Consider the following 13,500-nt stretch of genomic DNA (forward strand, 5'->3'; position numbering starts at 1 on the left):
CCGCCCCGTTGCGGCTGACCCAGACACGCTATAGGTTCGCCGCCTCGGCGAGCCCGCTCGCCATTGGTTTTCATCTATGGCGGCAATCTCGGAGCAATCCGGCGTTGCCGCCGTCGGGCGCTGTTCTCGCCCCTACCGGAGCCTCGTTCGTGGTCGATGTGTTTGACGAGGTCGAAGAGCAACTGCGCTCCGACCGCTACAAGTCCCTCGCGCTGAAGTCGCTGCCTTGGCTGGGCGTACTGGCGGCCGTGGCGATTCTCGCCGTTGGCGCCTGGTGGGGCTGGACCCATTATCAGGAGGGCCAGATCGCCAAGGCTTCAGAAGCCTACCAGGCGGCGTTGGAGAGCGAGCAAAAGATCGGCCCGGTCAAGGCGTTCCCGGCCTTCGAGGCGATCTCCAAGACCGGCCCGGCCGTTTACAAGACCCTGGCCTTGATCGAGATGGGCGGGGCGCGCCTTGAAGAGAACAAGACCCCCGAAGCGGTGGTCTATTTCGACCAGGCGGCCAAGCTTGCGACCAATCCCATCCTGGCCGACCTGGCCGGCCTCAATTCCGCCTTGGCGCTCCTCGACACGGCTTCCTACAAGGATGTCGAGGCGAGGCTGACCCCGTTGATGGGCGAGAAGAGTCCCTATCGCGTTCAGGCGAAGGAAGCGCTGGCGTTCGCCAAGCTGCAGGCTGGTGATCTGGCCGGCGCGCGGGCTGACTTCAGCGTGCTTTCCAACTCGCTGGACAACCCGTCGGACGAGGTCCGCCAGCGCGCCCAAGGCGCGATCGCGATGATCGATTCCGGTTCGGCCAAGAATCTCGCCGCCGTCGTCAAGGCCGCCAAGGCCTTGCCGCCGTCGGCCCTGCAGGCGCCGCCCGCCGGCCTTCCCGCCGCCCTCAATTCCGCCCAATGAGCCGCCGCACCATGACTTCAAAGCGTTCCCTGCTTCTCGCCGCGCTGCTGACGACCGCGGTGTCGGTCGCCGGCTGCTCGACGATTTCCAAGATCAATCCGTTCGACAAGAAGGAGGCCAACAAGACCCTGGCCACCCAAGGTCAACGGATTTCGGTCATCGCCTTCGACCAGAAGGTCGAGCCGGCCGAAGCGCTGAAGGGCTCGGACTTCTTCCTGCCCGAAGCAAAGGTGCAGACCGACTGGCCCCTGCCGGGCGGCAACGCCGAGCAGTCGGTCGAACACGTGGCCGCCGCAGCCAACTTCGACATTGCCTGGCGCAAGGGTTTTGGCCAGAAGGCCAACAGGAAATTCCACGTCACCGCGCCGCCCGTGGCCGCCGACGGCAAGATCTTCGTGATGGACGGCGAGGCCACCGTCGTGGCCATGGACGCCCGCAGCGGCGCGACCGTCTGGCGCAAGGACCTGCGTCCCGCCAAGGCGCCGGGCAAGAAGCGCGGCATGTTCGGCTTCGGCGGCTCGGGCGATCGCACCGGCTTTGGCGGCGGCGTCGCCTATGCCGGCGGGAAGCTCTACGTCTCGTCCGGCTTCCGCTTCGTGGCCCAACTGGACGCCGCGAGCGGCGCCGAGGGCTGGCGCCAGGAAACCAGCACTCCTGTCCACTCGGCGCCGACCGTCTCTGACGGCCGGGTGTTCGTTACCTCGACCGACAACGAGCTCCTGACCTTCAATGCCGCCGACGGCGCGCCGGGCTGGACCTATCAAGCCCTGATCGAACCGGCGCGGATCCTGTCCGCCTCGAGCCCGGCGGTCAGCGGCGACACCGTCGTGGCTGGCTTCGCCTCGGGCGAACTGGTGGCCCTGCGCACGACCAACGGCAACGACCTGTGGAGCGAGGCGCTCAGCCGCGCCAGCCGCACCAACGCCCTGTCGGAAATCCGCGACATCGCCGGTCGTCCGGTGATCTTCAAGGGCGACGTCTTCGCCGTCAGCCATTCGGGCGTCTTCGCCGCCACCGACCTTCGCACCGGCCAAGCCCGCTGGACCCTGCCCGTAACCGCCATCACCACCCCCTGGGCGGCCGGCGACGTGGTCTTCGTGGTCGACAAGGCCGGACAGGTGATCTGCGTGTCGCGGGAAGCCGGTCAAGTCTATTGGATCCGCGACCTCAACAACACCGACAAGCTGTCGAAGCGGCAAAAGAAGAAGCGCGCCAAGCATCCGCTGCTGTGGTCGACGCCGATCCTCGCGTCGGGCCGCCTGATCACCGTGTCGAGCGAGGGCGAGGCCGTGGCGTTGAACCCCAAGACCGGCGAGACGCTGAAGACCCTGAAGATCGGCCAATCGGTGCTGCTGGGTCCGATCGCCATGGGCGACGCCGTCTATCTGGCGACCGACGAAGCCAATCTGATCGCTATCCGCTAGACGTTTCGGGCGTCGCCCGAAGCCACAATTCAAGCCGCGCGAACCCGGGCTGGTGCTTACCAGTCCGGGTTTGTCGCTTTTGTCCCCGAAATCGACTAATCACACTCCATGCCTTTGAAACTCGCCATCGTCGGCCGCCCCAATGTGGGCAAGTCGACCCTGTTCAACCGTCTGGCCGGCCGCAAGCTGGCCCTGGTCGATGACCAGCCCGGCGTCACCCGCGACCGCCGGTTCGCCCACGGACGCCTTGGCGACCTGGACCTCGAGCTGATCGACACCGCCGGCTTCGAGGATGTCACCGACGAGAGCCTGGAGGCGCGGATGCGCGCCCAGACCGAGCTGGCGATCGACGAGGCCGACGTCTCTCTGCTGGTGTTCGACGCCCGCGAGGGCCTGACGCCGCTGGACAAGACCTTCGCCGAGATCCTGCGCAAGCGGAACAAGCCGGTGCTGGTCGCGGCCAACAAGTCCGAGGGCAAGGCCGGCGACCACGGCGCGGCTGAGGCCAACAGCCTGGGCCTGGGCGAGCCGATCCAGATCTCGGGCGAGCATGGCGAAGGCATGGCCGAGCTCTATGCCGCCCTGATCGCCATCGCCCCCGAGGAACTGCAGGGCGAGCACGAGGAACTGGGCGACGACAAGCCGATCAAGATCGCCATTGTCGGCCGTCCCAACGCCGGCAAGTCGACCCTCATCAACCGCCTGATCGGCGAGCAGCGGCTGTTGACCGGCCCCGAGGCCGGGATCACCCGCGACTCCATCTCGGTGGATTGGGACTGGGGCGGCCGCAAGGTCCGTCTCGTCGACACCGCCGGCCTGCGCAAGAAGGCCAAGGTCAACGAGAAGCTGGAAAAGCTCTCGACCGGCGACACCATCCGCTCGATCACCTTCGCCGAGGTCGTCCTGCTGATCATGGACGCCACCCACCCCTTCGAGACCCAGGACCTGCAGATCGCCGACCTGGCCGAGCGGGAAGGGCGCTGCGTCGTCTTCGTGCTGGCCAAGTGGGATCTGGTCGAGGACCAGGCCGCCACTCTGAAGGGCTTCGTCGAACACGCCGAACGCATGCTGCCACAGCTGCGCGGCACGCCGGTGGTGGCCCTGTCGGGCGAGACCGGCAAGGGCGTCGAAAAGCTGATGCCGGCCGTGCTGAAGAGCCACAAGGATTGGTCGACCAAGGTCAAGACCCGCGACCTCAACGACTGGCTGCAGATGGCCATGCAGCGTCACCCGCCGCCCAGCGTCGGCGGCAAGCGGATCAAGCCGAAATACATGGCCCAGATCAAGGCGCGCCCGCCCACCTTTGTGCTGTTCTCCAGCCGCGCCGACCAGATGCCCGAACAGTATCGGCGCTATCTGATCAACAGCCTGCGCGAAAGCTTCGACCTGCCCGGCGTGCCGCTGCGCATCACCATCAAGTCAGGGGCCAATCCCTACGCCGAGGGCGAGGCCAAGGGCCACTCCGGCAAGGGCAAGCGCGAGTTCGAACGCAAGGAGCGCGAGGCCGAACGCATCAAGGCGTCGCGCAACACCGTCAAGAAGTCGGTCCGCCTGGCCGAGGCTGCGGCGGCCGCGGCCGGCGTCGAGTTCGAGCCTGGCCATCAGGAGGCCACCCCGACCAAAGCGGCCGTCCGGATCGCCAGGAAGGCTGGCCCCACCGTGACCAGAACCGCCAAGCCAATCGTTCCGACCAAGGCCGCGCCTGCGGTCGAGCCCGGCAAGGCGGCGGTCAAGTCGGTCAAGAAGCTGGGCCCCAAGGCCCAAAAGAAGTCCGAGACCCCGAGCTACAAGGTTGGCTTCAAGGCGGCTGGCGGCAAGGCGGCGGGTCCGCGCCGTCCGGTGGCCGGTTCGCGCACCGTGCGGGGCAACAAGGCGCCGCCCAAGGGGCGCTAAAATCGTTCCTCGATCGCCGATCGCGATCGACTTCAGGTGGCGCTTCCCCTGACAGCTTGGCTATAGTTGCCGTGTCAGGGGGAGTGATTACATGTTTCTTGCCGCCGTAGGGTTCGCCGCCGCGCTGAACCAGGCCGACGCCGTCGCTGGCGCGGCGCCGATCGCCAAGCTTTCCAGCCGTATCTGCAGCGCGCCGACGCCGCCGCAAACCATCCGGCCCACCTTGCCGCCTATTCCGAAACTGCCGTCCTGCGTTAATGTGGCCAAGGGCACGCACACCTGTCGGAAAGGCGAACTCGATCGCTACAATGCCAGCATGAAGGTCCGAAACCGCGCGATGGACGAATTCATCGGCGCGGTGAACGGCTATACGGGCCTGCTCAACCAGTACACCCTGGCGGCCAACGAATACGCCCGGTGCGAGATCAGCGAGATCCGCAAGGCCGATGAATAGAGGCGATCACCAAGCGCGTCAGCAACCTCTCAGACGATTGTGCATCGCCGTCGCGGCGATCGACCCCTCGCCCTGGGCCGTGGTGATCTGGTTTAGGCCGCGCACCATATCTCCAGCCGCGTAAAGGCCGGGGATCGAGGTTTGCTGGTGTTCATCGACCACCAGCCGGCTCGACTCGTCGTGGTGGGCGCCGATCGCCAAGGCCAGGCCCGTGCGCGGCGTGACTCCCAAGGCCGTATAGAGCGCGTCAAACTCCAGGCGACTGGCGCCTGAGAAGCAGAGGGCGCGTGGGCGGTCGATCTGCAGTTCGACGCTCTCGATCGGGGTTTCGACGATCGTGATGTCCGCGCGCGCCAACTGATCACGCTCGTCCGCCGTCAGGGCGTCAGGCGCGCCCACATGGATCAGGGTAAGTTGGTCGGCATAGGTTTGAAGGAACAAGGCCTCCCGCGCGCCCAAGCCGTCGCCGCCGATCACGCCCACGCGCTTGCCGATCACTTCGAAGCCGTCGCAGATGGGGCAGGTGCGGAGCAAGGTTTGGCGCACGGCGCGTTCGACGCCAGGCAGGGCCGGCTCGTTGTCCTCGACGCCGCATGCCAGCAGGACGGTGGGCGACAGCACGGTTTCGCCGTCAATCGACAGGCTGAAGCCTTCGCCGGTCGATGAGAGGGCGTCCACGGTCCCCGACCGGATCTGCGCCCCGTAACGCACAGCATGCCGGCGTTGCAACTCCAGCAAATCCAGGCCGGAAACGCCTTCGGGAAAGCCCGGATGATTGTGGGTCTCGGGGATCCAGGCGGCCCGGCTGTCGCCGCCATCGATGACCAGGACCTGGCGGCGGAACCGAGCCATGTAGAGCGCCGCAGTCAGGCCAGCCGGACCCGCCCCGACGATCACGGCGTCATATGAGGTCTGGCTCATGGGTGGGCGACGGACAGCGAAGGGCAATTCGTCATTGCGAGTCTCCAGCGCCCATAGACGCGCAAGCCCCTCCTGAGGTTGCGTGAAGGGTCTCGCAAAGCGCGCCTTATCCGATGCTGGCCGATTCCTGACCGCGCGCCTTGAACACCACGACGCCTCCGGGCGGCTCCCGGTCGGCGCGAGCCAGCTCGACGATCAGCGGCGCGAGGGTGTCGGGGGCCGGCACGCTAAGTGGATCCTCGCCGGGGAAGGCGCCGGCCCGCATGCGGGTGCGCATGGCGCCCGGATCGACGCAGAGGGCGCGGACCGTGGTGTTCTCCATTTCGTCGTTGTAGCAGCCGACAATGGCCTCAAGTCCGGCCTTGGACGCCGCGTAGCCGCCCCAGAAGGCGCGGTGGCTCTTGGCGACGCTGCTGGTGATGAAGATCGCGCGGCCGGCGTCGGCGCGGCGCAACAAGGGGTCCATGGCCCGGATCAGCCGCCAGTTGGCGGTCAGGTTGGTGGCCATGATCATGTCCCAGCCCTTTGGGTCCAGATGGCCCACGGGCGTCAGGGCGCCCAGCACCCCGGCGGCGCCGACCAGGATGTCCAGCTTGCCGAAGCGCGTTTGAAGGGCCGCGGCCAGCTGGTCCAGGCCATCGGCCTCGCGCAGGTCCAGCGGGACTAGCGTGGCGTGTTCGCCGGTGGCGGCGAAGATCGTGTCGTCCAGGGCTTCCAACGCGCCCTGGGTGCGGCCCAGGGCGATGACATGGGCGCCGGCCTTGGCCAGGCCGACGGCGATGGCTTCGCCGATGCCGCGCGTGGCGCCGGTGACGAGGGCGATGCGGCCGGCCAGCGGCGTTGCGGAGTCGGACTTCATGAGCGGGTTCTAGTGGCTAAGGCGACGGATTGGAACCGCTGTCAGGCCTCGTCCGCCGGTCGCGCGCCATAGTGCTGGGCGATGACCGAGCAGGCCATCAGCTGGATCTGGTGGAAGATCATCAGCGGCAGCACCAGTATACCGGCCGTGGCGCCGGGAAACAGGATGCCGGCCATCGGAACGCCACTGGCCAGGCTTTTCTTGGAGCCGCAAAACACGATGGCCACTTCGTCAGCCTTGGAAAAGCCCAGGGCCCTGGCGCCGAACACCGTGGCGGCCATGACGATGGCCAGAAGCACCGCGCAGACGGCCAGCAGCAGAAACAGCTCTGGGATCGACACAATTTTCCAGATGCCGCCAACCACCGCCGCGCTGAAGGCCGAATAGACGACCAGCAGGATCGAACCGCGATCCACCTTGCCGACGATGGCCTTGTGCCGTTCGATCCACGGGCCCACCCACGGTCGCAGCAGTTGGCCGATCACGAACGGCAACAGCAGTTGCACGACGATCGATACGATGGAGTCCAGCCCGCCGCCGGTGTCCCCGTGGGCATGGATCAGCAAGGCCACCAGCACCGGCGTCAGGAATATGCCCAACAGGTTCGAGGCCGAGGCGGCGCAGACGGCGGCGGCCACATTGCCCCGGCCGATCGAGGTGAAGGCGATCGACGACTGCACGGTCGAGGGCAGGCAGCACAGGAATAACATGCCGGTCGAGAGGGTGGGGGACAGCACGCCCGACCTGGCGATCAACAGGCCCAGGAGCGGGAACAGCACGAAGGTGAAGGCCAGGATCAGCAGGTGCAGCCGCCAGTGGATCATGCCCGCCACCACAGCCTCGCGCGACAGCTTGGCGCCGTGCAGGAAGAACAGCAGGGCGATGGCGATCTTGACGATCCAGCCGAGGATCACGGCCAATTCGCCGCGCACCGGAATGATCGAGGCCAGGATCACCATGCTGACCAGCAGCAGGATGTAGGGGTCGATCTTCAGCTTGGCGAGGAGGTCTTTGAACAAGCGCAGCATCCTAGCGGCGACGCCCTGCGTCCTTCGAGGCCGCTGCGCGGCGCCTCAGGATGAGGGATTCAAGATTTGGCTCAACGTTCCTCGTCCTGAGGTGCGAGCCATCGGCGAGCCTCGAAGGACGCAGGGCCTAGGCGCTGACCAGAAGCGACAACTGACGGTCAACCTGGTCGTTGCGGCCCTCGGCGATCTCGCGGTCGGTCAGGCGCGTGGGATAGTCGCCGGTGAAATAGTGGTCGGTGAACTGCGGGCGGGCGGGGTCACGAGGACCGGCCTCCAGCGCTTGATAAAGGCCATCGACCGACAGGAAGCCGAGGCTGTCCACTTCCAGGAACCGGGCCATCTCTTCCAGCGACTTGTTGGCCGCCAGCAGTTGGTCGCGCTCGGGCATGTCGATGCCATAGAAGTCAGGCCACTTGATCGGCGGGCTGGCCGAGCGGAGGTGGACCTCCTTGGCGCCGGCCTCGCGGACCATGCGGACGATCTTCAGCGAGGTTGTGCCGCGCACGATCGAGTCGTCGATCAGGATCACGCGCTTGCCTTCCAGCACGGCGCGGTTGGGGCTGTGCTTCATGCGCACGCCCAGTTCGCGCACGCCCTGGGTGGGCTGGATGAAGGTGCGGCCCACATAGTGGTTGCGGATGATGCCCAAGTCGAAGGGCAATCCGCTCTGCTGGGCGTAGCCGATGGCGGCGGGCACGCCGCTGTCGGGCACCGGCACCACGACGTCGGCCTCGATGCCGGTCTCGATGGCCAGGCGCTGGCCCATGCGCTTGCGCACGTCATAGACCGAGCGACCGTTGACCACGCTGTCGGGGCGGGCGAAATAGACATATTCGAACACGCAGGGGCGAGCTGGCAGGCTGTTGAACGGCTTGGTCGACTTCACCCCGGTCTCGGAGATGACCACCATCTCGCCGTGCTCGACGTCGCGCACGAAACGGGCGCCGATCATGTCGAGGGCGCAGGTCTCGGAGGCCAGAACCGGCTTGCCGTCGAGATCGCCCAGGACCAGCGGGCGGATGCCCAGCGGGTCGCGCACGCCGATCATCTTCTTGTTGGTGATGGCGACCAGAGCATAACCGCCCTCGATCTGGGCGACGGCGTCGATGAAGCGATCCACGATGCGAGCCTTCCGCGAGCGGGCAATCAGGTGGAGGATCACCTCGCTATCGCTGGTCGACTGGAAGATGGCGCCTTCCTGCACCAGCCGCTCGCGCAGGGTCAGGAAGTTGGTCAGGTTGCCGTTGTGGGCGATGGCCACGCCGCCGGTCTCGAGATCGGCGAACATTGGCTGGACATTGCGGATGCCGCTGCCGCCGGCCGTGGAATAGCGGGTATGGCCGATGGCCATACTTCCTGGCAGACGCTCCACCAGGTCATTGCCGGTAAAGGCGTCGCCCACATGGCCCATATGCCGTTCGGTGTGGAAGCGCTGGCCGTCGAAGGCGGCGATGCCGCAGGCTTCCTGGCCGCGATGCTGCAGGGCGTGCAGTCCCAGGGCGGTGATGGCGGCGGCGTCGCGAACGCCATAAACGCCAAAAACCCCGCATTCGAGACGCAGGGTGTCGTCCTCCGGGTCACGCCAAGGGGCGGAGGAAAAGCGGTCGGTCGACTGGCCGAAAGACGTCATCGCGATTTCTCCACCAGCTCGTCGACGGAGCGACGCTGGGTTCTATCATAGCCTGGTTCGCCCGGCTTGGGTTCGGACGGTTTGTCGCTGGCGCCATCATGGACGGCGTCCTCGATGGCGGGCGCCAGTTTTCCGGCAAGGCCGGCGCCCTTGGGGGCAAAGACCTTCAGCACCTTGGCGCTGGCCGTAGATAGGGGGTAGAGCGCCGATTTCGAGACCCAGGCGGGAATGCGGTCGGGCGGTGTGGCCATGTTAAACACCAGATTGAACACCCCCAGCACCACCAGGCCCCGGATCAGGCCGAACGCCATGCCCATCAGCCGGTCCAGGGTTCCCAGCGCGCCGTCGGCGTGCAGCGTCCGGCTGATCGAGGCGCCCAGTAGCCGCAGCAGGATGAAGGCGATGACGAAGGTGACCAGGATGGCGGCCGCCGTGGCCGCCCAGTCGGGGTCCATCAGGCCACGAAACAGCGGTCCGGTGATCCGCAGCCCCAGCAGGGCGACCAGCGCGGCGATGATGAACGACAGGGCCGAGGTCAGCTCGCGGGAGGCGCCGCGCGCGAAGCCCACGATGGCCGAGACCAGCAGGATCAGGCCGAAGATGATGTCGAAAGGCGTCACGTCAGCTGACCCCAGATTTCGTCGCCGATCCGCCGCACCGCGTCGGCCAGTCGCGACACGCCGGCCACCGGCAGGGCGCCGCCGCCTTCGGGCAGGCCCGACAACGGACCCAGGGCTCGACCAAAGCCGAGTTTCGCGGCTTCTTTCAAACGCGTCTCCATACGGCTCACGGGCCGCACCTCACCGGAAAGACTGACCTCGCCGAACACGACGCAGTCCTGCGGCAGGGCGATGTCCAGGGCCGAGGAGGCCAGGGCCGCCGCCGCCGCCAGGTCCGCCGCGGGCTCGGTGATCCGCAAGCCCCCAGCGACGTTCAGATAGACGTCCTTGTTGCCAAAACCAAGGCCGCATCGGCTTTCTAGCACGGCCAGCACCATGGCCAGGCGCCCGGAATCCCATCCGACCACCGCGCGTCGCGGTGTTCCGTACGCGGAGGGCGCGACCAGGGCCTGGAACTCCACCAACACGGGTCGCGAGCCCTCGATACCGGCGAATACCGCCGCCCCCGCCGCCCGCTCGCCGCCCTCGTTGAGGAACAGGGCCGAGGGGTTTTTGACCTCGCGCAGGCCCGAATCGCCCATCTCGAACACGCCGATCTCGTCGGTGGCCCCGAACCGGTTCTTGGCCCCGCGCAGGATGCGGAACGGATAGCCGCGCTCGCCCTCGAAGCTGAGCACCGCGTCGACCAGATGCTCGACCACGCGCGGCCCGGCGATCTGGCCGTCCTTGGTGACGTGGCCGACCAGCAGGATGGCCACGCCCTTTTTCTTGGCAAGGCGCACCAGTTCTTGGGCGCAGGCCCGCACCTGGGTCACCGTGCCGGGACCGGCCTCGTGGGCGTCGCTCCACATGGTCTGGATCGAGTCGATGACCACCAGGTCGAAATTGTCGCGCTTCAGTCCGTCGAGGATGTCACGCAGGCTGCTCTCGGCGGCGAGCTTCACATCGGCATGGGCCAGGCCCATGCGCTCGGCGCGGCCCCGGATCTGGGCCACGGCCTCTTCGCCGGAGATATAGGCGCAGGACGCGCCGCGCATCGAGGCCTTGGCCACCACCTCCAGCAACAGGGTGGACTTCCCCACTCCGGGGTCGCCGCCGATCAGGATGGCCGAGCCCGGCACCACGCCGCCGCCGCACACCCTGTCGAATTCGTCGACCCCGGTGATGATGCGGGGTGGGGCGGGGGTGTCGCTTTCCAGGCCGGTGAACTGCAAACCGCGCGCGCGGCTGGCCTTGGTGACCGACAAGGCCCCTGGGGCGCGAGCGCCGGTTTCCTCAACCAGGGTGTTCCAGCCCTGACAGGCCGAGCATTGCCCCGACCACTTGGTCGTGACCGCGCCGCAGGACTGGCAGGCATAGACGGCGCCGTCTCGGGCCATGGGGTCTCCTGATTCGCGCGTGACTGGAGACTACAGGGTGCCGGGGCGATGCGCCAAAGCCGGACGTGGGATGGGCGTCCGTCCGAGCGGGGAAGAATTGGCTCCGACCACCACACCGACCTTGTATGTTCGGCGGTAGATGTTCGGATTCGGGGGAAACGCACGATGTCAGCTGCTGAACACGGCGCCGGTTCGTTCAACCTTTTCGGCCGCTTGGCGAATTTGTTGCGATCTCCTTCGGCCGAATGGGATCAGATCGACCAAGAGCCAACCAGACTTGGCTATCTCAATCTTGGCTATGTAGGACTTGTCGCCGCGATCCCATCGGCGGCCAAGTTGGTCCTCATCCAGCTCTTCGGCCACGGGTTCTTGCCCTTAAAACCGATGATCGCCGGCGCGGCCGTTCAGTATGCGCTGACCTTGTTGTCCGTTTTTGCTCTCGCCTTGGTCATCAACGGTGTTGCTCCGGGTTTCGACGGGCGACGCGATTTCGTTCGGGCTCTGAAGGTTGCCGCCTACGCATCTACACCAGGCTGGCTCTTTGGTCTGCTGGGTGTGTTCCCTCTGCTGGGCATCGTGGGCGTTTTGGCGAACCTCTATGGCGTGTACCTGTACTATGTCGGGCTGCCCAGGCTGATGAGGTCGGCCAAGGAGAAGGCGTTCGGCTATATGGCCGTTGCAACGATTTGTTGGATCGTGCTGTTCGTCGGGACCAGTACAGCAACCAACCTGACGGCGGGGTGGATCGCCTTTCATGGCGACGCCTTCACGGGAAGCACGCCGAAATCCATCCTAAACGACGACAAGGCCGCTGCCGAGATGTTCGAGGCGATGCAGGCTCAAGCGGCTACGAACGCCAATGTCGCAGCCGCCCGTGCACCGGTGAAGGGGCTGGGCGCTCTGCTGCCGCTTGATATCGCGGGTTATCAGAGGGCTGGCGGTGAGAGCGGCTGGAACGAGACCACCGGCACCTCGGTGGGCAAGGGTGACTATATTCGGGGCGCGTTGAAATTCAGCCTGACGATTACCGATCTGGGGCCATCTTCTATCATGGCGAGCGTGGCGACGGCGATTAGCAATCCCTCCACGCGCAAGACGGCCAACGGCTATGAAACCGTCGAGAAGCTCAATGGAAGGCTGGTCACGGAAAAATGGGACAACACCACTAACTCGGGGAGCTACAGCATGCTGGTGGCTGACCGCTTCACGGTGGAGGCTGCTGGTCAAACGGCGGACATCGACGAACTGCGGCAAGCGGTGAATGCGGTGGACGCCGCGCGGCTGGAGGTCTTGTCCCGCGAGCCTATCGAGCCTTGACCACCCGCCGCGCCCGGGGCGCGATGCGGGTGAGCAGCTCATAGGCCGTGGTGCCCGCCGCCGCCGCCGCGTCGTCGACCAGGCGGTCGGGGCCGATGATCTGCATCATCGCACCCGGCCTTGCCGCGTCGCAATCGGTGATGTCGACGGCGATCAGGTCCATGGAGACCCGGCCCAGCATCGGCCGCAGGGCGCCGTCGAACCACATCGCCCCGCGCGGATGGGCGGCGCGGGGCACGCCGTCGGCGTAGCCGGCCGCCAGTATGGCGACGCGGGTGGTCTCGGTGGCGGTGAAGGCCGCGCCATAGCCGATGCTCTCGCCGCGCGGCACGACCCGCGCCTGCAGGATCGGCGCTTCCAGGGTGGCCACGGCCTTGATCCGGGCGTCGGGCAGGTCGCGCGGGCCGCCGCCATAGAGGCTGATCCCGGGACGCGCCTGATCGAACTGGTAGTCGCCGCCCAGGAAGATCCCGCCGGAATTGGCCAGGCTGCGACGGGCGTTGGGGAACAGGGCCGCCGCCTCGGTGAAGCGGGATAGCTGCCGGGCGTTCAAAGCATGGTCCGGCTCGCTGGCGCAGGCCAGGTGGCTGATCACGAGGGTGAGGTTGACGTGCTTGAGGCGGTCCATGGCCCCGGTCAGCACGACGGCCTCCTCCGGACGCAGGCCCAGGCGGTTCATGCCGGTGTCGATGTGCAGGGCGGCGTCCAGCACTCGGCCGCGCGCATGGCTATTCCAAGCCTCGATCTGCGGCAGGCTGTTGAGCACCGGCGTCAGGCGCGCGGCCTCGATGGCCGGGGCCGCGCCGGGCGTCACGCCGTCGAGCAGGTAGATCGTGGCGTCCCGATCACCCAAACTCGCGCGCAAGGCCAGGCCCTCCGACAGCCGGGCGACATAGAAGCTCCGCGCGCCTTCGTCCCACAGCCGGCCCGCCACCAAGGCCGCGCCCAGTCCGTAGCCGTCGGCCTTGACCGCCGGCGCGATCTCGGCCCCGCCCGCCGCGGCCTTGAGCACGGCGTGGTTGGACGCCAGGGCGTCGAGGTCGAGGGTGAGCAGGCTGGTTTCGGTCACGGGG

12 protein-coding genes are annotated in these 13,500 nt (G+C 66.9%); 5 read left to right on the top strand and 7 right to left on the bottom strand.

Translation table 11 applies throughout. From position 1 onward, the window contains the following. Positions 1-149 precede the first annotated feature (149 nt). The 4 genes from ACP694_RS06815 to ACP694_RS06830 all read left to right on the top strand — a co-directional run bounded on the left by ACP694_RS06815 (position 150) and on the right by ACP694_RS06830 (position 4,673). Positions 150-902 (top strand): tetratricopeptide repeat protein, encoded by a 753-nt coding sequence (locus ACP694_RS06815; RefSeq protein ID WP_426011381.1) that lies wholly within the window; start codon positions 150-152, stop codon positions 900-902. 11 nt (positions 903-913) lie between these two features. Then, positions 914-2,326 (top strand): PQQ-binding-like beta-propeller repeat protein, encoded by a 1,413-nt coding sequence (locus ACP694_RS06820; protein WP_426011382.1) that lies wholly within the window; start codon positions 914-916, stop codon positions 2,324-2,326. A 108-nt stretch (positions 2,327-2,434) separates the two neighbouring features. Next, positions 2,435-4,219: a ribosome biogenesis GTPase Der gene (gene der, locus ACP694_RS06825; protein ID WP_426011383.1), complete on the top strand. Its 1,785-nt coding sequence runs from the start codon at positions 2,435-2,437 to the stop codon at positions 4,217-4,219. A 91-nt stretch (positions 4,220-4,310) separates the two neighbouring features. Further along, positions 4,311-4,673 (top strand): hypothetical protein, encoded by a 363-nt coding sequence (locus ACP694_RS06830; protein ID WP_426011384.1) that lies wholly within the window; start codon positions 4,311-4,313, stop codon positions 4,671-4,673. A gap of 18 nt (positions 4,674-4,691) precedes the next feature. Here ACP694_RS06830 and ACP694_RS06835 read toward each other — a convergent pair whose 3' ends face one another. The 6 genes from ACP694_RS06835 to radA all read right to left on the bottom strand — a co-directional run bounded on the left by ACP694_RS06835 (position 4,692) and on the right by radA (position 11,110). After that, complete coding sequence (locus ACP694_RS06835; RefSeq protein WP_426011385.1) at positions 4,692-5,594, bottom strand: NAD(P)/FAD-dependent oxidoreductase; 903 nt, start codon at positions 5,592-5,594, stop codon at positions 4,692-4,694. A 106-nt stretch (positions 5,595-5,700) separates the two neighbouring features. Then, entirely contained in the window at positions 5,701-6,453 is a 753-nt protein-coding gene (locus tag ACP694_RS06840; RefSeq protein WP_426011386.1) for an SDR family NAD(P)-dependent oxidoreductase, read from the bottom strand. Positions 6,454-6,494: 41 nt separating this feature from the next. Beyond that, positions 6,495-7,472: a bile acid:sodium symporter family protein gene (locus tag ACP694_RS06845; RefSeq protein ID WP_426011387.1), complete on the bottom strand. Its 978-nt coding sequence runs from the start codon at positions 7,470-7,472 to the stop codon at positions 6,495-6,497. Between the two features lie 136 nt (positions 7,473-7,608). Beyond that, positions 7,609-9,111, bottom strand: coding sequence for an amidophosphoribosyltransferase (gene purF, locus ACP694_RS06850; RefSeq protein ID WP_426011388.1), 1,503 nt, complete (start codon positions 9,109-9,111; stop codon positions 7,609-7,611). After that, on the bottom strand, positions 9,108-9,731 hold the full coding sequence (locus ACP694_RS06855) for a CvpA family protein (RefSeq protein ID WP_426011389.1): 624 nt from the start codon (positions 9,729-9,731) through the stop codon (positions 9,108-9,110). The genes purF and ACP694_RS06855 overlap by 4 nt, the downstream gene beginning before the upstream one ends. Further along, positions 9,728-11,110 (bottom strand): DNA repair protein RadA, encoded by a 1,383-nt coding sequence (radA, locus tag ACP694_RS06860; protein ID WP_426011390.1) that lies wholly within the window; start codon positions 11,108-11,110, stop codon positions 9,728-9,730. The genes ACP694_RS06855 and radA overlap by 4 nt, the downstream gene beginning before the upstream one ends. Before the next feature lie 165 nt (positions 11,111-11,275). Here radA and ACP694_RS06865 point away from each other — a divergent pair, with 165 nt between their 5' ends. Continuing rightward, on the top strand, positions 11,276-12,427 hold the full coding sequence (locus tag ACP694_RS06865; RefSeq protein ID WP_426011391.1) for a Yip1 family protein: 1,152 nt from the start codon (positions 11,276-11,278) through the stop codon (positions 12,425-12,427). Here the strand turns inward: ACP694_RS06865 and alr are convergent. After that, on the bottom strand, positions 12,414-13,496 hold the full coding sequence (gene alr / locus ACP694_RS06870; protein WP_426011392.1) for an alanine racemase: 1,083 nt from the start codon (positions 13,494-13,496) through the stop codon (positions 12,414-12,416). The two genes, ACP694_RS06865 and alr, sit on opposite strands and share 14 nt — an antisense overlap. Between the last annotated feature and the right edge of the window lie 4 nt (positions 13,497-13,500).

The sequence above is a fragment of the Caulobacter sp. DWR2-3-1b2 genome (assembly GCF_049896345.1).
Lineage (GTDB): Bacteria > Pseudomonadota > Alphaproteobacteria > Caulobacterales > Caulobacteraceae > Caulobacter.

Coding starts and splice junctions, on each gene's coding strand:
- ACP694_RS06840 (WP_426011386.1), bottom strand. CDS start 6,453: ATGAAGTCCGACTCCGCAACGCCGCTGGCCGGCCGCATCGCCCTCGTC.
- ACP694_RS06835 (WP_426011385.1), bottom strand. CDS start 5,594: ATGAGCCAGACCTCATATGACGCCGTGATCGTCGGGGCGGGTCCGGCT.
- der (WP_426011383.1), top strand. CDS start 2,435: ATGCCTTTGAAACTCGCCATCGTCGGCCGCCCCAATGTGGGCAAGTCG.
- radA (WP_426011390.1), bottom strand. CDS start 11,110: ATGGCCCGAGACGGCGCCGTCTATGCCTGCCAGTCCTGCGGCGCGGTC.
- ACP694_RS06830 (WP_426011384.1), top strand. CDS start 4,311: ATGTTTCTTGCCGCCGTAGGGTTCGCCGCCGCGCTGAACCAGGCCGAC.
- ACP694_RS06820 (WP_426011382.1), top strand. CDS start 914: ATGACTTCAAAGCGTTCCCTGCTTCTCGCCGCGCTGCTGACGACCGCG.
- purF (WP_426011388.1), bottom strand. CDS start 9,111: ATGACGTCTTTCGGCCAGTCGACCGACCGCTTTTCCTCCGCCCCTTGG.
- ACP694_RS06865 (WP_426011391.1), top strand. CDS start 11,276: ATGTCAGCTGCTGAACACGGCGCCGGTTCGTTCAACCTTTTCGGCCGC.